This window comes from Flagellimonas sp. B-3 (genome assembly GCF_056857835.1).
This window is the reverse complement of sequence record NZ_JBSXNW010000024.1, coordinates 1,072,072-1,089,123: the sequence shown is the minus strand read 5'-3', so window position 1 is coordinate 1,089,123 and position 17,052 is coordinate 1,072,072. Positions and strand designations below refer to the sequence as shown.

The following is a 17,052-nucleotide window of genomic DNA, read 5'->3' as shown; positions in this document are numbered from 1 at the left end:
CGAATAATTTTAAAAACAAAAAATGACCCACGAGTTACTAGAAAAGGCGGAAGAGTTTGAAAAAAGGCCCATGAGCCACATGTCTACCAGCGATAGGGTTAAGGCCTCAAGGGAAGCAAAGAGCTTAATTCTTTCCATTAACGAGATCTACAAGAAAACCAAGGATTCCAAATTAATGGAAACCATGAAGAACATTACAGCTAAGAAGCGTAAAATAGAAAAACGACTTAAAGGTTCTCCTTTGGTTTAATTACTATAATTATAATCCTTTTGTGGAAGGATATTTGTACTTCCAAAAACAAATATCCTTCCCAAAACTTTTGCTCTCCCTCTTTCCCTAAAATCGTAAACAACTGAATTTCAGCAAATAAATCCTTATTTGCTAGGTAATTCCTATCCCATACGGAACACTTTTTCCATTTACATAAGTTTTGCGACCAATTATGTCTTAATTACTGCAACCAATAAAAATATGGATTGCAGTTGGTTGTGTTTTAGATAATTTAGGAGTGTAGTTTTAACTCAACTAAATAAACACTCAGAAAAATGAACACTATAGAAGCAAAGCTAGGATACCTTTTTTGGTATGTTGTAATTGCACTATCCGTCTACTCACTTTTAAGCAGTATCTACCTTTACATTAGTTAGCTATATAAACACTAGCACATCAATCAAAATACCCAGTATAGTTAGTAATGTGTCTTCATGGGGGGCCTATTCAGGCGCCCCTTTTTTCTATTCCATTCTTGAAAGGAGTGCCAAATTCCAGTTTTACTCGTTCTTTTAAGTTGCTCACATCCCTTACAATAACTAGAGCTGGACATATACTATTTCCTTGTAAAGGAACCAATATCGTTTATCCTTACCAAATCGATTCCATCTTCTTTATGGATTCAATTGCAATGGGAGCCTGTTTATCCTCATTTACAACAATTAAGGTATTGTAAGGGCTTGTTGGAAATATTTGTTCAGTCATGGCAAGCATCCCCTTGTCCACAAACAACTCCATGGACGACCAATCCATTAATATTTTGAACTCTTTTACATCTCCCGCTATACCGTTTAAAGGTGCTACATGCTTTTTGGCTCCAAAGTCTTCCTGAAAATCAACCTTACCCGATAAGGCCCTATCTACCGAAAAAATCCAGTTCTCGGAGTCCATGCTCAATACAAGTACCTCATCCAATTCATTTTTAAATAATAGCTTGAACTTTTTAGCGGCCGTCCTAAGCCGAATCTCTGATTGATTAAGCCCTTCTACCTGCAAGGTATCCGATGTATTGGCCGCTACCTCAACCTCATTGACCAGTGTTGAACTGGTCAAATCACTTATTTTGTCAATTGGGTAATTGGCCAAAAAGTAATCATCCGCAACTTTGTGCAACGACAATTTTCGGGGTACCGTCATTGCGCTTCGCCATTTTTTGGTCGGGGTGTCCTGGGCATAGTTCCAGTTGCTCATCCAACCAATAAAAAATCGACTGTTTCCTGGAACATTGTTATAGGTTACCCCTGCATAATTATCCGTGCCATGGTCCAACCATTTAGGCTTTTTTTGATCGGAAGTAAAGACCTTACCATCAAAATTCCCAACAAAATATTGGGTTCCACTACCGCCATTGGGCGCTCCGGGGTTTATACTTATGATCAGCACCCACTTTTCTTCTTCGGAACCATCTACTTGCAATGGAAAAAGATCAGGACATTCCCATACCCCGCCATGAGCCCCCTGCGATTTACCAAAATCGCTCAAATAGTCCCAATCCTTTAAGTTTTTAGATGTATAAAATTTGGCATGATCACCGGCAACCAAGGTCAAAATCCAACTTTGTGACGACTCGTGCCAAAATACTTTGGGGTCCCTAAAATCTTTAATGCCATCATTCGGTATTATAGGATTGCCTTCATATTTATTCCAAGTATCCCCATTGTCCAAACTATAAGCAACACCCTGTGTTTGAAAATCCATTCTACCTGCCTCTTCTCCTTCCTTGGAATGGTATGTAAAAATGGCCACCAAAGGTGCTTCCCCGTTTTCTCCAAAGCCCGATGTGTTTTTCTTGTCCACAACTGCACTTCCGGAAAAAATATAGCCGTGTTCATCCGGGTAAAGCGCAATGGGCTTGTGCTTCCAATGTACCAAGTCCTCACTTACCGCGTGTCCCCAATGCATGGGCCCCCAAACAATATCCTCTGGGTAATATTGGTAAAAAAGATGGTAAACCCCTTGGTTAAAGACCAAACCATTGGGGTCGTTCATCCATTTTTCCTTTGGTGAAAAGTGGAATTGCGGACGATATTCCTCCTTGTACCATGATTCTTTTTCCGTTTGATTTGCCACTTCTTCCCTTTTTTCCTTGCAAGAGACAAGTGCAGCCACCACTATACAGCTAATAATTAGTCTTAACATCACCTTGGATTAAAATTCTTTTTCAAGATAAACAAATTATATCTCCCGCCTTATATGCTTCATACACCATTTTGAATGACAAACAACGCTACGTTCAAAAAAATAATTCCCCCTTTCATGAAAGGAATGAAACCAAAAATCTACCTATCTTTAAACAGCGTTTTGCAAACCCCAACTAAATCTAAATAAGTTGAGCAAAAACCTACTTTTAATCCTGACCCGAAACCCCGAAATTGGTAAATGTAAGACCCGCTTGGCGGCCAAGGTAGGCGACAAAGCGGCTTTGGATATTTACAAGTTTTTGTTGGACAAAACCGTATCGTTCACCAAGGATTTAAAAGTTGAAAAATGGGTGTATTATTCCGAAAGTATTTGGGAAGATGACATTTGGGACAACAAGCTGTACCAAAAAAAGCTTCAGAAAGGAAAAGATTTGGGCGAACGCATGATGAACGCCTTTAGGGAAGGATTCCATGCCGGTTTTGAAAACATCATTGTTATTGGAAGCGACATGTTCCACCTAAACCAGTCCGATTTGGAAGAGGCTTTCTCAAAATTTAAAAATCACAACTATGTTGTGGGGCCTGCCGAAGATGGCGGATATTATCTTTTGGGAATGAAATCTTTGAAGGTAGAACTGTTCCAAAACAAAACTTGGGGTACGGATACCGTTCTTTCCGATACCCTATCGGATTTAAAATCAGAAAAAGTTGCCCTTTTGGACGAAAAAAATGACGTTGATCACTACGAAGACATTAAAGATATTGAGGCCTTTGAGCCATTTTTAAAACATATAAGCGAATGACACTAAAACAAGTTGACGAATCGGTTGAATATTTAAAAAAACGAGGGTTTGAGACCCCGGAAATAGGTATTGTACTAGGAACCGGTCTAGGACAGCTCATAGATAGCATTGAAGATCCCATCGAAGCCCATTACAACCACATACCCTATTTTCCTTTGGCAACGGTTGAGTTCCACACAGGTAAACTCATCTACGGAACCATAGAGGGCAAAAAAGCAGTGGTAATGCAGGGGCGTTTCCATTTATACGAAGGCTACGATTTTTTGGATATCACCTATCCCATTAGAGTGATGCACCAGTTGGGCATAAAAAATCTTTTTGTGTCCAATGCCGCGGGAGCCATTAACCTCGACTTTAAAAAAGGGGATATTATGTTGATCGAAGACCACATTAACCTGCAAGGCGGATCTCCGTTGGCGTTCAAAAATGTATCTGAATTCGGCAACCGATTTGTGGATATGAGCGAACCCTACGACGTGGAAATGCGTAAAAAAATTGAGGCCATAGCATCCCGAGAAAATATTTCCTTGCAAAAAGGGGTGTACGCTTCGGTAGTAGGCCCGCAACTGGAAACCAAGGCCGAATACCGCATGCTTAAAATTATGGGAGCCGATGCCGTTGGCATGAGCACCGTTCCCGAAGTAATTGTGGCCAATCATTTACGACTACCTATTGTAGCGGTTTCCGTTTTAACCGATGAATGTGATCCAAATAACTTGGAACCTGTTGATGTTCAGGAGATTTTGGAGATTGCCGGGCAAACGGAGCCTAAAATGATCAAGCTGTTTAAAGAATTAATCAAAGAACTATGAGCTATTTAGAAGCGACCCAAGACCTGTATAAAGAAGCAGCCCTAACTCCAGATGTATGGCTATGCTGCACCACAAACCCAATATGGCAATTTCCAGGGCTTTCCATACCCAAAATCATGCAAGAAATGAACTATGGTTGTGGCAGCACGGTATCTGCCCAGGACTTGGTAAACAATCCCAAAATTCTTTACGTAGGTGTAGGTGGTGGAATGGAACTGCTCCAATTCTCCTATTTTTCCAGACAAAAAGGTGGGGTTACCGGAGTGGATTCCGTGGATGAAATGCTGGAAGCTTCTAGAAAAAACTTCAAAATAGCCGAAGCCGAGAACAGTTGGTTCAACAGTGAGTATGTAAACTTGGTAAAAGGAGATGCCTTAAACCTGCCCGTGGAAGATGAAAGTATTGACGTGGCCGCACAAAACTGCCTCTTTAATATTTTTAAGATAGAAGACCTGAAAAAAGCGGTTTCCGAAATGTACCGCGTATTGAAGCCACATGGAAGATTGGTGATGAGCGACCCCATTTGCGAGCAACCCATGAGCGAAGAACTGAGAAACGATGATAGATTAAGAGCGCAATGTCTCAGCGGAAGCATTCCATTAAAAGATTACGTAAAGGTTTTGACCGATGCCGGGTTTGGCACTATAGAAATCAGGGGCAGAAGGTCGTACAGGGTATTATCGCCCAACCACTACCCCACCGACGAGCTCATCCATATTGAATCCATTGAGATAGCCGCCATTAAAGACCCCATGCCAGAAGATGGTCCGTGCATGTTCACGGGAAAAACGGCCATCTACTACGGTAATAAGGAATATTTTGATGACGGAAAGGGCCATGTGCTGCTCCAAAACCAACCTTTGGCGGTATGCGATAAAACCGCAGGGGCCTTGGCCAATGCTTCAGATGAAATCCATGTTAGTGAAAGTACTTGGCATTATAATGGAGGTGGGTGTTGTTAAACCTCCATCACTATTCTGAGAACGGTGAGTAGCTATTGTTTTTTCTATTTACATTTATATTACCTGTTGTGCATTTTAGTGGAAATTCGTCATTTCGATTGGTTTTTGGTGGTTGAGCCCTTCGACTATGCTCAGGATAAACTAAAGTCAAAACCAAAGAAAATTGTATCGGGAAAAGAATTTTCTTAAGCAGAATAGTATCAAAATGCTTAACGTATATTTATATTAGTTCTTCATTTGCATTAAATTTGAACAACAATCTGTTTTTTTACGGATTGAACTCATTTAAACTTTTAGGATTGAAGCGAAAATTAGTCAATTTGTGCCCAGTTGAAGGCTTTTTCGAGTTGCATAGCAGCGCTACGGAAGGATAACCTGCCGGCAGGCAGGAAAGGCAAAAAATGGGTGCAAAAGGGCAATTTTTTAGCCAATTGAAAAAGTTTAAATGAGTTCATCATCAATAAATCATACCTCGAAACTCTTTTAAAGAATCAATTTTTAAAAAGATTGGAAGTATGGTGCCTCCTGCCCACATAAAAAAATTAAATTTAAATGAACTACCTGTTCATTTTAAAGACCTTCCTCTCAAAAGATTACCAATAGATGCTGTTTTGGCAAGAAAATCTTTGAAATTATCGCCTAGAGGGGTAATCGCACTTGCAGCAGCCATGTCCGAATGGGTAATCTGGCGTATTGATGCACATCATGACTTTGAAAGTGAACGGCTGGTGGAAGCAATGTGGGCATGTTCGGTACATCCATCTTATTTGGCTCCATTTCAAATTGATAATTGGCCAAAACCATCTGACCCAGTATGGGACTCACCTCCAAGCAAAGCTTTTTTGAGTATTCAGCATCATTTTAGAAAGTTGATCGAGGGCATGATTGGGTATCAACAACTACATGATATATCAAATTGGTGCTACAATGTTTTAGAGACAGGAATGTTCAAAAACAAAAAGAATAGGTTGGAGTCGACAATTGGAAAAGAACTTGCAACCACTTTTCACAGTTGGTTACACGAGACCACGGACAAAATATCAAGCCTTTCCCCTGCTAATGAAATCACCTATAAATGCCTAATTGAACAAACACCTTCCCAAGAATTGCAAAGTAAATTTTCTTTGGGAAGCCCAATAAGTCGACGTGATATCCATGAAGAAATTTTGAGTCATTCAGAAAGAACCAAGACAATAGATTCCTTTCTAAAAGGAATAAAAGACAATCCGTATCTGTGCAATAAAGATACGATCCAAAAAAATAAATGCTGGGTTTTCAGCAAACATGGCATTCCAATGCCTAAAGGCGCCCCCTACACATTCAATGAAGAAATGTTTTGAACACAAAGATCATAAAGATGCTTCAAGATGAACAATTACATCGATGGCTGGTGTTGTTGATGCATTATTTGGAAACAGCTTCGTTTGAAGATTCATAATCCAATAGAATTCCTTCGGAAATCCAATTGGCCAAAGCCTGCCTGTTATCTGGGTCCAGGATCCTACGCTGGTCCTTTTTGCTCCTAATGTTCCCTATCTCGATATAAGCCATGGCCGGAAGCGTATTTTTTACAACGTATAAACTGCTACGTTCCATAAAAGTACCATTGTACAATCGATTGGGCTGAAATTTTTTGTACTTCCTCAAAAAGGTCTGGTGGATACTCCCAGCCAGTTTTTTACCGTTCTTGCTTTTTTCATGATGGTAAAAGAACACATCAATATTGGCACCCTCGCCCCTACTATCCACATGGGTAACCAATAAGCGTTGATATTTCCCCGAATTCTTCAGGTACAGCCTATTGACCGCCTCGCTACGCTGCTTTAAACGTTCTAGTTGATCTAGAGGAATACTGTTGGATAGCACTGTTTCGTCCGTATCCAGCTCAAGAAGCCTTTCATCCCTGATACCATCATTTTCATCTTGCACAATAATGTGCACTTCTGCGCCGTGTGACAATAGTTCTCGGGCCAATCTAAGTGTTACATCGTATGCGTACTCATCTTCGGAAATTAATTTGCCACGGTACTTTTCCACAGCGCCCGGGTCTGGCCCACCGTGTCCTGAAATTAAATAATAGATCGTATTGTCCAAGCGTTTGCTTACAGCATCAACTTTTTTAAAATCATCCCCAAAAATGGGGTAAGTAATTCCGTGATCAATCTCCTCCACCTTCTTCGTTGCCAAAGTATCCGGCAACACATAGGAACGTCCCATAAACAACGATTCATCCTCCCCCAAATCTTCTGCGTTCAACGTCACAAACTTGTTGTAATGCTTTGTTGGGCTCACGCCATGTCTCCGCAAAAGTGAATAGATGCCATCTCCTTCTTGTGCAACAACTTTTGGGAATTCCTCTTGGGCCCATATTGCTCCTTGAAGCAAAAGGATAAGTAAAAAAGTAAACTGAAAAGGTTTCATGTTAATTCTCAAATTCTAAATCAACGTAATCATTCATGATGCCATCACTGATTAAGTTGGCAAATTCTTTTTTGTTGGGTTTGAGGGAAATTTTGCTGGCCGATGTATTGGAACCACTTTCAATAGTAAGTAAACTAATGGCCGGCAGCATGTTTCTTGCCAAATACAAACTATTCAAATCTTCGAAAATCAGGCTGGCTTCATTGGAAGATCTACTGGAAATACTTTTTTCCTTAAACACATTTTGAAGGTTTTGTGCAAAACGTTGCCCTTGGGTGCTTTTGTTGTAATGATAAACGGCCACGCTCATGTTGCTGCTTTCCGTAATATTTTTGGAACGAATAATAAGCACGCGTTGATATTTACCTGTGTTCTGCAAGTAACGTTTGTTGATTACTTTGATGTAGTTGCCCATTGGGTTGTTTTCGGATGCAGTATCTTCCAGCACATCGTTGGGAGTATCTTCTCCCATTATGTAGACCTGTGCACCATGCATCATTAACTCTGCCGCCAAGCGTTGGCTAACATCCTTTGCGAAACTTTTGTCCTTATCCGTACTGTTTTCAGTAATCAAATAATAAACGGCATCCTTGAGTTTATCACTTTTAAGGGACATTTGGGCAAGTTCCTTATCAAAAATCGGTTCTTCCGCATCTGCCATGGCTTCGACCACCACTCCGGTTTTCTTAAAAGAATCATCGGCATAGGGAATTTTGTATGCCTCACCCAGTTTTAGCGCACTTCCTTTTTTTATCTTGTCGGAATTGAGTTCCAGAAATTCTCCGTAGTGTTTGGCAGGATCCAATCCTTGTTTGCGAAGCAAGGAAAAAATACCATCCCCTTGTTCTGCCACCACATTGTAGAAGTCGCTTTTTTGTGCAAAAATGAATGTACAGGCCCATACCCAAAAAAGAAGGGTCAATCTTGATTTCATTACTGTATGTTTTTGGGTGGGATGTGCTACAAATATGGTGAAAAAACACTAAGGTTGGTTACGATTTAAGATAAAAATTCCCACAAAATAATCAACAAACTATGAACTTGATCTCTTCACTTGGGCATATTGTCTTCTAATTACCGATTCTGCAGGTTTGTTCTGCGGGGTAAAACGATTGTCCTCATGGCCTCCAACTTGATCGTGCTGCATAAACCATTTCCAGACAAAACCTCCGGCAAACCAATCTTCGTTCCAGAACTCATCAAAAAGTACCTGCGTGGCATCTGCCTGTGCCTTAAGATTCACGTTCATCTCGTTACGATCCACCAACCATGGCTTTTTGCCCGTAAAATCCATGCTGCGATACCCAAATTCCGTGAATAAAATGGGCCTATCCTCTTGTTTTGCGAGTTCGCGCATTTTGGTCTTCCAAGGCTGCCAACCCTCTGTAAGTGTTTCAATTGTGGGATTCTGTTTTTCGCACAAGGGAAAATAGGCGTTCACACCAATATAATCCAACTCCGACCAAAACGGCGTCTTTGCATATTCGTCCCAATTGGCTGCATAGGTAAGCTGACCGTGATACACGCTTTTTACTTTTTTAATAAGGTTGTTCCAAAACCCAGGTCGTTCATTCACAAAGGTTTTCAACTCCGTTCCTATGCAAAAAATATCACTCTGTGTTTCTTCGGCCAATGCAGCATATAGCAAGATAAATTTTTTGTATGATGCTTCGAGTTTCTTCCAATCCTCCTCCGTAGGCATCTTCATATTACCTGTAAATTCACCCCTGTGGATCCAGATTTGGGGCTTTACCATCACGTTTACCCCGTTTTGATGCATTTTTTCAATATACTGCTTGGCTCCTTCCCTCCGCTCCCCGTACCATTGGTGGTCCGAGTCAAAAACCAACTCGGGCGAATCCAAATCACGAATAAAGCCAAAAGGCATAATGGCCGCATAATTAGCTTGGATATTAAGGACAGGATCTATGTGGTGTTGCGCCACTTCTTCCCGGGACGACACAAAACTGACACCGTTGACTTTGGCTAATTTGCCACTACTGCAAGAAGCAAAAATAAAGACCCATAATAGAACTACCTTCTTCATAAGAATTGTGAAACCCTCTAAAATAATAATTTTAAAACATCATTTAGCTGCCAAATTCTTATTAAATTTCATTTCACTGTTAAGTTATTCCCGTAAGACTCGACACATAAAATAATCAAACCAATCCTATGCAACATATTGTTATTATTGGAAACGGAATTGCTGGGGTCACAGCCGCTAGGCATATCCGAAAGTTATCCGATAAAAAAATCACCATCGTTTCTGCTGAATCCGAATACTTTTTTTCAAGAACAGCTTTGATGTATGTGTATATGGGCCATATGAAGTTTGAGCATACCCAACCCTACGAAAACCACTTTTGGAAGAAGAACAGGGTTGATTTGGTGAAGGGATACGTCACCGAGATCAATACCCAAGAAAAAAAGTTGCAGATTGATGGTTCACCAGACCTCAACTACGATAAACTAATCATTGCTACAGGCTCCAAACCCAACAAATTTGGATGGCCCGGTCAAGAGTTGGACGGGGTCCAAGGTCTTTACTCCAAACAAGACTTGGAGCTTTTGGAAGTAAACGCCCCCAACAATAAAGTATGTAAACGCGCTGTAATTGTCGGAGGGGGCCTAATTGGCATTGAATTGGCTGAAATGCTTCGAACACGTGATATTCCAGTTACTTTTTTGGTACGCGAAACCAGTTTTTGGAACGGAGTGCTTCCCCAAGGTGAATCTGAAATGATCAACGAGCATATTCGGGAACATCATATCGACCTGCGTTTGGGTGCCTCTCTCAAAGAAATTGTTGCAGATGAAAACGGAAGGGTAAAATCTGTTGTGATTGAAGAAACGAAGGAAGAAATCGAGTGCAGTCTAGTTGGATTGACCGCAGGAGTTACCCCTAACATTGATTTTTTACACGATTCCGGGATTGAACTCGACCGTGGTGTTAAAGTAAATCGTTATCTGGAAACCAACGTAAAAGATGTGTATGCCATTGGAGACTGTGCCGAACAGCACGAAGCCATTGGCAACCGCCGACCCATTGAAGCCGTATGGTACACAGGCCGGATGATGGGAGAAACCCTTGCCCAGACCATCTGCGGGAACCGAATGGAGTACAATCCTGGGCACTGGTTCAACTCGGCCAAGTTTCTGGATATCGAATACCAAACCTACGGTTGGGTGTTTCCTGAAAAAAATAAAAAAGAATCGGAAGTGCATTTTCACTGGAGACATCCCAACGAAAAAATTTGTATCACCATCGCTTTTGATAGAGATTCCGAAACACTTTTGGGCATCAACACCTTTGGTATCCGTTTACGGCACGAAGTTTTTGACCGTTGGCTCAACGAAAAAAGAAATGTCGATTATGTAATGGAGCATCTCGTAGATGCTAATTTTGATCCGGAATTTTATAAAAATTTTGAATCTCAAATTGTGTCGAAGTACAATACCGATTTTGGAAAATCCATCAAACTGAAAAAGAAAAACCTAAAACGCATTTTCCAATTGGGTTGATTGGTTTACGTTTTAATAAAAAGTTTAAATCAGCACAAAGGAACAACAAACTATGAACAATCAATCACATAGTCCAAGTATGGCCCTGACCGGGGAACCACCAAAAAGCTTGAGCATCAACCAAAAAATCGCTACCCTTTTGGGATTGTCAGGATTGGGCATTCTGTTATTGGCCGTTTTCAACCTAAACTTTCCGAACAAAAGTTTGTGGTTAACACTATCGCTTTCAGCCATTGCACTAGGAACCATTTGGTTTTCGTGGGACGCCTACTCCAACAAGCTCCCAGGAATTAAAAACGATGGCGTTTGGTTCAAATCCATTTCCAGTCGCGGTTTATGGGGTTGGGTAGCTGGTTTGGCCTTGACAGGTTTTTACATTGTGCTCTATTTTTATCCTGAATATCTGGGTTTGGTAAGTGATGGAGACAACAAAGGAGTCATTGCCCTTTTTGACCCCCTTAGCAAATTTTTGAGCGGTAATCCTGCCAGTCAATGGTTTGTTTACGGAACCCTCTACACAGTTGCCATTTTAGCTTTTGGCATAAAGTTCCTTTGGAAATACCGTCACAACCGATACGAGAGACTGCGCACTTGGAGTGTAATGTTTTTTCAAACTGCCTTCGCGTTCATTATCCCAGAATTGATGGCCCGTTTAAATGGACATGAAGTTTTGAACGGTGGAAGCCTCCCTTATTTTGACTTGAAAAATATTTGGCCGCTCAACTATTATAATTTTGAAGGGTACCGCATCAAAATGTTTTTAAGTTCTGGTGAAATAGGTTTTGCCTTGTTGATTTTTGCCATCCTATCCATCTTCGTTATCACTCCAATTCTCACTTATAAATACGGTAAAAGATGGTATTGTTCTTGGGTTTGCGGCTGTGGCGGATTGGCCGAAACGGCCGGGGATTCCTTTAGGCAATTGAGTGACAAGTCCACATTTGCCTGGAAAGTGGAACGCTGGGTGGTGCACAGTGTAGTTGTTTTTGTAACCTTGATGACCACTGCAGTCATCTATTCCTATTTGGGAACCGACACCAGCAAATATTGGTTGACGAAGAGCACTTTCTTAATTGGTGTAGCCGTGTTACTTACTTTAGTTTTTGGATGGGCCATGATTTTTAAACGAGATCAGCTTCAAAAAGATGCACAATACGGAGCCATTGGTTACTTTGTAATCATCATTGCCCTGATCGGATTTCACTTTTTTAGTGGCGATGGCGAAGTTTTCCTTTTCAAATCGGGTACGCTTCGTAAATCGTACTCCTTTTTAATCGGCAGTATATTTTCAGGAGTTATTGGAACGGGCTTCTACCCCATCTTCGGAAGCAGGGTCTGGTGCCGATTTGGTTGTCCTATGGCCGCCATCCTCGGTTTTCAGCAAAAATTGTTCTCCCGATTCAGGATTACAACCAATGGTGGACAATGCATTTCATGTGGAAACTGTTCTACCTATTGCGAAATGGGCATCGATGTACGCGCCTATGCCCAAAAAGGAGAGAACATTGTAAGGGCCAGTTGTGTTGGCTGCGGTATTTGCTCGGCTGTTTGTCCAAGAGGCGTCCTCAAATTGGAAAATGGTCCTTTGGAGGGTAGAATAGATAGCAACCAAGTATTACTGGGTAACGATGTAGACCTGATGACATTGGTGAACAAAAAGTAAATTATCCTTCTTATTGAAAGTGAAATCCAAGGAAAATTTTAAGTTTGCCAACCATTAACTAAAATTGATTCCCAGCCAATGGCGGATATCAAAGTCATTATCCCAGCAATCAACGAAGGAGATTCCATTGGCCTGGTGGTTTCAGAAATCCCCGATCACGTATCTGAAATCGTGGTTGTGGACAATGGTTCCCAGGACGATACCGTGGCAAATGCTAAAAAAGCGGGAGCAACCGTAATCACCGAAAACCGCAAGGGCTATGGGTTCGCTTGCTTAAAGGGATTAAATTATATATCCGAACGATCCAAAACACCCGACATTATCGTATTTATCGACGGAGATTATTCTGATTATCCAGAGGAATTGGATAAGATTGTCGCCCCAATTTTGGAAAATGACATCGATTTTGTGGTCGGAGCGCGAAAAAAATCACTTCGCGATCCGGGATCAATGACCCCACAGCAGGTTTTTGGGAACAAATTGGCCACATTCCTAATGCGATTGTTTTTTAGGTCGAAATTTACGGATTTGGGACCTTTCAGGGCGATAAAATATGAAAAGCTCAAAGAATTAAAAATGCAGGACACCACTTACGGCTGGACAGTGGAAATGCAATTAAAAGTTTTAAGAAAAAAAATGTCATATATCGAAGTACCAGTACGTTACAAACGAAGAATTGGCGTATCAAAAGTATCAGGTACGGTAAAAGGTACTATATTTGCTGGCATAAAAATATTGGGTTGGATCTTTAAATACAGTTTAAAATAATGGGACTCGCTATCGCTTACATCATCATTGCTATTTATAGTTTCGCCTTACTTTTGATTTTCTTCTATAGTCTTGCTCAACTGAATCTTTTGGTCAATTATCTCGGGTATAAAAAGCGAAACGAAGAAGCCCCAAAATTCAACCTGCTCGATCCCAAAGAAATTCCATTTGTCACCATTCAACTTCCTATCTACAACGAGGAATATGTAATGGAACGTTTGTTGGACAACATCGCCAAAATAGAATACCCCAAAAGTAAATTGGAAATCCAGGTATTGGACGACTCAACCGATGATTCTGTCAATGAGACCGCCCGAAGAATCGAAGAGCTTCAAAAAGCGGGATTGGACATTCAACATATAAGACGGGAAAACAGACAAGGTTTTAAAGCAGGAGCCCTTAAAGAAGGACTGGAAATAGCCAAAGGTGATTTTATTGCCATTTTTGATGCCGACTTCCTTCCAGAGTCCGATTGGCTGAAAAAGACCGTTCCCTACTTTAAAGATGGAGAAATCGGTGTGGTACAGACCCGCTGGGGGCATATCAACAGAGATTATTCCACTTTGACCCGCATTCAGGCCTTTGCTTTGGATGCCCACTTTACCCTAGAGCAAGTAGGAAGAAATTCGAAAGGACACTTTATCAACTTTAACGGTACCGCAGGTATTTGGAGAAAAGAATGCATTTTTGATGCTGGTAACTGGGAAGGCGATACCCTTACAGAAGATTTGGATTTGAGCTACCGCGCCCAATTGAAAAACTGGAAGTTCAAGTATTTGGAAGACGTGGAAACGCCAGCCGAACTTCCCGTGGTAATCAGTGCAGCGCGCTCACAACAGTTCCGCTGGAACAAAGGTGGGGCCGAAAACTTTAGAAAAACGGTTTGGAGCGTCATTACGGCCAAAAACATACCTTTTAAAACCAAGTTCCATGGAGTAATGCACTTGTTGAACAGCTCCATGTTCCTTTGCGTGTTCATCGTGGCTTTGCTGAGCATTCCCATGCTCTACATCAAAAACACCTACGGACATTTGGGTTGGGTATTTGAGGTAACAAGTTTTTTCATCCTAAGTACCATCATCCTGTTTGTCTGCTACTGGTTTACCTATAAAAGTATTCAGGGCAGTAGTTTTGATAATTTTGTGGACTATATTAAACTCTTCTTTACCTTTTTCTCCGTAGCATTGGGCTTTTCCTTGCACAATACCGTTGCTGTTCTGGAAGGACACTTGGGCAAAAGAAGTGAGTTTGTAAGAACCCCAAAATTCAACATCAACAGTATTAAGGACACTTGGAAGGGCAATAAGTATTTGACCAACAAATTGTCGCCCAACATGATTTTGGAATTTGCCCTGATGATTTATTTCCTTTTTGGAATGTACAGCGCCATACCATTGAACGACTACGGATTGTTCCCTTTTCACCTAATGTTGTTCTTAGGTTTTGGTTTTGTATTCTTTAAATCCATAACTTCCAAGGCATAACCCACCACTATGCAATCTTATTGGCGACTGCACAAATACCCGATACTATTTGCTGTCGCCTGTATTTTATTTTACTGGAGCTTCGCTTACAACTTGGTGCGTACCGACTTTGTAAAGTTGTTCATGCTCTTTGGAGCACTATTTTTTCTGTGTTACAAACTCATCCAGTTCGAAAAATGGAACTTCAAATTTCTTTTGATTGTCGGAATTCTGTTTCGACTGGTATTTATGATTGCAGAGCCTAACCTTTCACAAGACTTTTACCGCTTTATTTGGGATGGTGAACTCATTAAAAACGGTATCAACCCCTACTTGTTCACCCCCGACCAAATTATGGAAAAGGGTATGGTGTCATTTCCCAGCATGAATGAGCTCCATGAAGGTATGAGCACCCTTAACGCTAGGCACTACAGCAACTATCCGCCAGTTAACCAAGTTCTGTTTGCACTCGCATCAATTTTAGGTGGAGGAAGTGTGATGGGTTCCATGATTGCCATGCGTTTGACAGTAATCGCAGCAGACTTGGGCGTACTTTATTTTGGAAGAAAGCTATTGCAAAACCTCAACAAGGCCAACCATTTGGCCTTTTGGTATTTTTTGAACCCACTGGTCATCATTGAACTCACAGGCAACCTTCATTTTGAAGGGGTAATGCTCTTCTTCTTTGTCTGGGCCCTTTATCTTATAGCAAAAAACAAATGGTTGTGGGCCACACCTCTTTATGCCGTATCCATTATGGTAAAACTGATGCCGCTAATGTTCCTTCCTCTTTTCATAAAATACTATGGATTTAAAAAGAGTGCTGCTTTTTACACTTTGATACTTTTGGGTTGTGCTGCCCTGCTACTCCCGTTTTACTCCCCAGTTTTCATCGATAATTATTCCGATACCGTTGGCCTCTGGTTCTCCAACTTTGAGTTCAATGCCAGCATTTATAATGTGGTAAAAAAGATTGGCGTAACCTATTACCAAGCCAAGCCTTGGGAGTTAATAGATTCCTACGGCTCTTTGATTCAAAAAGTGGTCGTTGTTATCGTATTACTGCTCGCTCTCCTTCGGAAAAACCAAAAATTGGATAGTGTAATCACCTCCATGGTGTTTGCGCTGGCCTGTTACTATTTCCTTTCCAGCACCGTTCATCCGTGGTACGTGGTGTTCTTGTTAGGCTTTGCCATCTTTACCGATTACAGGTTTCCACTGGTATGGTCCTGTACCATCATTTTAAGTTATTATGCCTACTCCAACCCCGACTATAAGGAAAATTTGTGGTTGTTGGCCATTGAATACATTTTGGTAATCGGCTTTTTTATTTACGAAATGATAGGTAGCAGACCAAAAAAGTTATATTTCCTCAAAAAGTAATCACAACTTTAGTGTAATTCGAATTAATTTGTACATTAGCCCCAGAATGAAAGGACAACTGTACATATTAACCACTTTGAGCATCACTGCTCCCATCAGTCCATTTACTCCCCGCCGTCGTCGCCCGTAAGGGTGCAACATAACTATTGGAAATAGGTGAGTCCATTTCCGCAAAACTTCCAAATACATTTTTTCAATTTTTACAGAATAATCGCTTGCAATGGAAATTATTGTTGCTAACGAATCACATTTTAAATACGCACAGATCATTAGTGATACCATTACCGAATCGGCCAAAGTTCGAGGTACAGGTATTGCCAGACGTACGCCCGAGTACATCATAAAACGCCTCCAAAACGGAAACGCCATTATTGCTTTGGATGGGGATAAGTTTGCTGGTTTTTGCTATATCGAGGTCTGGGGAAACAAGGACTTTGTGGCCAACTCTGGTTTGATCGTGCATCCCGATTACAGAAATCAAGGACTCGCCAAGAAAATAAAAAAGGCGGTTTTTGATCTATCACGAAAAAAATTCCCCGATGCCAAGATTTTTGGCATCACTACGGGCCTTGCCGTAATGAAAATGAATTACGAGCTGGGCTACAAACCCGTTACCTTTTCCGAACTTACGGATGACCCCGAATTCTGGAAAGGCTGTCAGACCTGTAAGAATTTTGATATTCTAACACGTACCGACAGAAAAATGTGCCTCTGCACTGGAATGCTGCACGACCCAAAAGCTCAAAAACAGCAACCCGAAAAAATAAACAAAAAGGCTTTTAAAAGATTAAAAAGCATAAAAGAGAGCCTTTTTCTTAAAAAGAAAGACAAATAAATCGT

At 41.0% G+C, this 17,052-nt stretch carries 15 protein-coding genes; 11 read left to right on the top strand and 4 right to left on the bottom strand.

Annotated elements, in window-relative coordinates; all coding sequences use genetic code 11:
* Positions 1 to 22 precede the first annotated feature (22 nt).
* Entirely contained in the window at positions 23 to 250 is a 228-nt protein-coding gene (locus AC13CS_RS17395; protein ID WP_014032240.1) for a hypothetical protein, read from the top strand.
* 612 nt (positions 251 to 862) lie between these two features.
* Here the strand turns inward: AC13CS_RS17395 and AC13CS_RS17390 are convergent.
* A complete protein-coding gene (locus AC13CS_RS17390) occupies positions 863 to 2,410 on the bottom strand; it encodes a glycoside hydrolase family 32 protein (protein ID WP_482889026.1) in 1,548 nt (515 codons plus the stop codon).
* 190 nt (positions 2,411 to 2,600) lie between these two features.
* On the opposite strand from AC13CS_RS17390, the gene AC13CS_RS17385 reads away from it, so the two are divergent.
* From AC13CS_RS17385 to AC13CS_RS17370, 4 genes are all read left to right on the top strand, one after another.
* Positions 2,601 to 3,215: a TIGR04282 family arsenosugar biosynthesis glycosyltransferase gene (locus tag AC13CS_RS17385; protein WP_482889025.1), complete on the top strand. Its 615-nt coding sequence runs from the start codon at positions 2,601 to 2,603 to the stop codon at positions 3,213 to 3,215.
* Positions 3,212 to 4,027, top strand: coding sequence for a purine-nucleoside phosphorylase (locus AC13CS_RS17380; protein ID WP_482889024.1), 816 nt, complete (start codon positions 3,212 to 3,214; stop codon positions 4,025 to 4,027). Before AC13CS_RS17385 ends, AC13CS_RS17380 begins: the two co-directional genes overlap by 4 nt.
* Positions 4,024 to 4,989: an arsenosugar biosynthesis arsenite methyltransferase ArsM gene (gene arsM, locus AC13CS_RS17375; RefSeq protein WP_482889022.1), complete on the top strand. Its 966-nt coding sequence runs from the start codon at positions 4,024 to 4,026 to the stop codon at positions 4,987 to 4,989. The genes AC13CS_RS17380 and arsM overlap by 4 nt, the downstream gene beginning before the upstream one ends.
* Before the next feature lie 515 nt (positions 4,990 to 5,504).
* Positions 5,505 to 6,329 carry a hypothetical protein gene (locus AC13CS_RS17370; protein ID WP_482889021.1) on the top strand — a complete coding sequence of 275 codons (825 nt, stop codon included), beginning with the start codon at positions 5,505 to 5,507 and terminating at the stop codon, positions 6,327 to 6,329.
* Positions 6,330 to 6,393: 64 nt separating this feature from the next.
* Here AC13CS_RS17370 and AC13CS_RS17365 read toward each other — a convergent pair whose 3' ends face one another.
* From AC13CS_RS17365 to AC13CS_RS17355, 3 genes are all read right to left on the bottom strand, one after another.
* Positions 6,394 to 7,410, bottom strand: a complete 1,017-nt coding sequence (locus tag AC13CS_RS17365; RefSeq protein ID WP_482889020.1) for an N-acetylmuramoyl-L-alanine amidase family protein — start codon at positions 7,408 to 7,410, stop codon at positions 6,394 to 6,396.
* A 1-nt stretch (position 7,411) separates the two neighbouring features.
* Entirely contained in the window at positions 7,412 to 8,344 is a 933-nt protein-coding gene (locus AC13CS_RS17360; protein WP_482889019.1) for a hypothetical protein, read from the bottom strand.
* A gap of 99 nt (positions 8,345 to 8,443) precedes the next feature.
* Entirely contained in the window at positions 8,444 to 9,457 is a 1,014-nt protein-coding gene (locus AC13CS_RS17355; RefSeq protein ID WP_482889018.1) for a glycoside hydrolase family 113, read from the bottom strand.
* Between the two features lie 128 nt (positions 9,458 to 9,585).
* Between AC13CS_RS17355 and AC13CS_RS17350 the strand changes: the two genes are divergently transcribed.
* From AC13CS_RS17350 to AC13CS_RS17325, 6 genes are all read left to right on the top strand, one after another.
* Complete coding sequence (locus tag AC13CS_RS17350) at positions 9,586 to 10,935, top strand: NAD(P)/FAD-dependent oxidoreductase (RefSeq protein WP_482889017.1); 1,350 nt, start codon at positions 9,586 to 9,588, stop codon at positions 10,933 to 10,935.
* A 52-nt stretch (positions 10,936 to 10,987) separates the two neighbouring features.
* Complete coding sequence (locus AC13CS_RS17345) at positions 10,988 to 12,598, top strand: 4Fe-4S binding protein (protein WP_482889016.1); 1,611 nt, start codon at positions 10,988 to 10,990, stop codon at positions 12,596 to 12,598.
* A 78-nt stretch (positions 12,599 to 12,676) separates the two neighbouring features.
* A complete protein-coding gene (locus tag AC13CS_RS17340) occupies positions 12,677 to 13,366 on the top strand; it encodes a glycosyltransferase family 2 protein (protein WP_482889015.1) in 690 nt (229 codons plus the stop codon).
* The gene (locus AC13CS_RS17335) at positions 13,366 to 14,850 is read left to right on the top strand and encodes a cellulose synthase family protein (RefSeq protein ID WP_482889014.1); all 1,485 of its coding nucleotides are present in this window, start codon (positions 13,366 to 13,368) and stop codon (positions 14,848 to 14,850) included. The genes AC13CS_RS17340 and AC13CS_RS17335 overlap by 1 nt, the downstream gene beginning before the upstream one ends.
* A 9-nt stretch (positions 14,851 to 14,859) precedes the next feature.
* Positions 14,860 to 16,212, top strand: coding sequence for a polyprenol phosphomannose-dependent alpha 1,6 mannosyltransferase MptB (mptB, locus tag AC13CS_RS17330; protein ID WP_482889013.1), 1,353 nt, complete (start codon positions 14,860 to 14,862; stop codon positions 16,210 to 16,212).
* A 220-nt stretch (positions 16,213 to 16,432) separates the two neighbouring features.
* On the top strand, positions 16,433 to 17,047 hold the full coding sequence (locus AC13CS_RS17325) for a GNAT family N-acetyltransferase (RefSeq protein ID WP_482889012.1): 615 nt from the start codon (positions 16,433 to 16,435) through the stop codon (positions 17,045 to 17,047).
* Positions 17,048 to 17,052: the final 5 nt, after the last annotated feature.

Bases quoted from the DNA above. Each gene is read 5' to 3' on its own strand.
- AC13CS_RS17335 (WP_482889014.1), top strand. From the start codon at position 13,366: ATGGGACTCGCTATCGCTTACATCATCATTGCTATTTATAGTTTCGCC.
- AC13CS_RS17340 (WP_482889015.1), top strand. From the start codon at position 12,677: ATGGCGGATATCAAAGTCATTATCCCAGCAATCAACGAAGGAGATTCC.
- AC13CS_RS17380 (WP_482889024.1), top strand. From the start codon at position 3,212: ATGACACTAAAACAAGTTGACGAATCGGTTGAATATTTAAAAAAACGA.
- arsM (WP_482889022.1), top strand. From the start codon at position 4,024: ATGAGCTATTTAGAAGCGACCCAAGACCTGTATAAAGAAGCAGCCCTA.
- AC13CS_RS17365 (WP_482889020.1), bottom strand. From the start codon at position 7,410: ATGAAACCTTTTCAGTTTACTTTTTTACTTATCCTTTTGCTTCAAGGA.
- mptB (WP_482889013.1), top strand. From the start codon at position 14,860: ATGCAATCTTATTGGCGACTGCACAAATACCCGATACTATTTGCTGTC.
- AC13CS_RS17395 (WP_014032240.1), top strand. From the start codon at position 23: ATGACCCACGAGTTACTAGAAAAGGCGGAAGAGTTTGAAAAAAGGCCC.
- AC13CS_RS17325 (WP_482889012.1), top strand. From the start codon at position 16,433: ATGGAAATTATTGTTGCTAACGAATCACATTTTAAATACGCACAGATC.
- AC13CS_RS17345 (WP_482889016.1), top strand. From the start codon at position 10,988: ATGAACAATCAATCACATAGTCCAAGTATGGCCCTGACCGGGGAACCA.
- AC13CS_RS17355 (WP_482889018.1), bottom strand. From the start codon at position 9,457: ATGAAGAAGGTAGTTCTATTATGGGTCTTTATTTTTGCTTCTTGCAGT.
- AC13CS_RS17350 (WP_482889017.1), top strand. From the start codon at position 9,586: ATGCAACATATTGTTATTATTGGAAACGGAATTGCTGGGGTCACAGCC.
- AC13CS_RS17390 (WP_482889026.1), bottom strand. From the start codon at position 2,410: ATGTTAAGACTAATTATTAGCTGTATAGTGGTGGCTGCACTTGTCTCT.
- AC13CS_RS17360 (WP_482889019.1), bottom strand. From the start codon at position 8,344: ATGAAATCAAGATTGACCCTTCTTTTTTGGGTATGGGCCTGTACATTC.
- AC13CS_RS17370 (WP_482889021.1), top strand. From the start codon at position 5,505: ATGGTGCCTCCTGCCCACATAAAAAAATTAAATTTAAATGAACTACCT.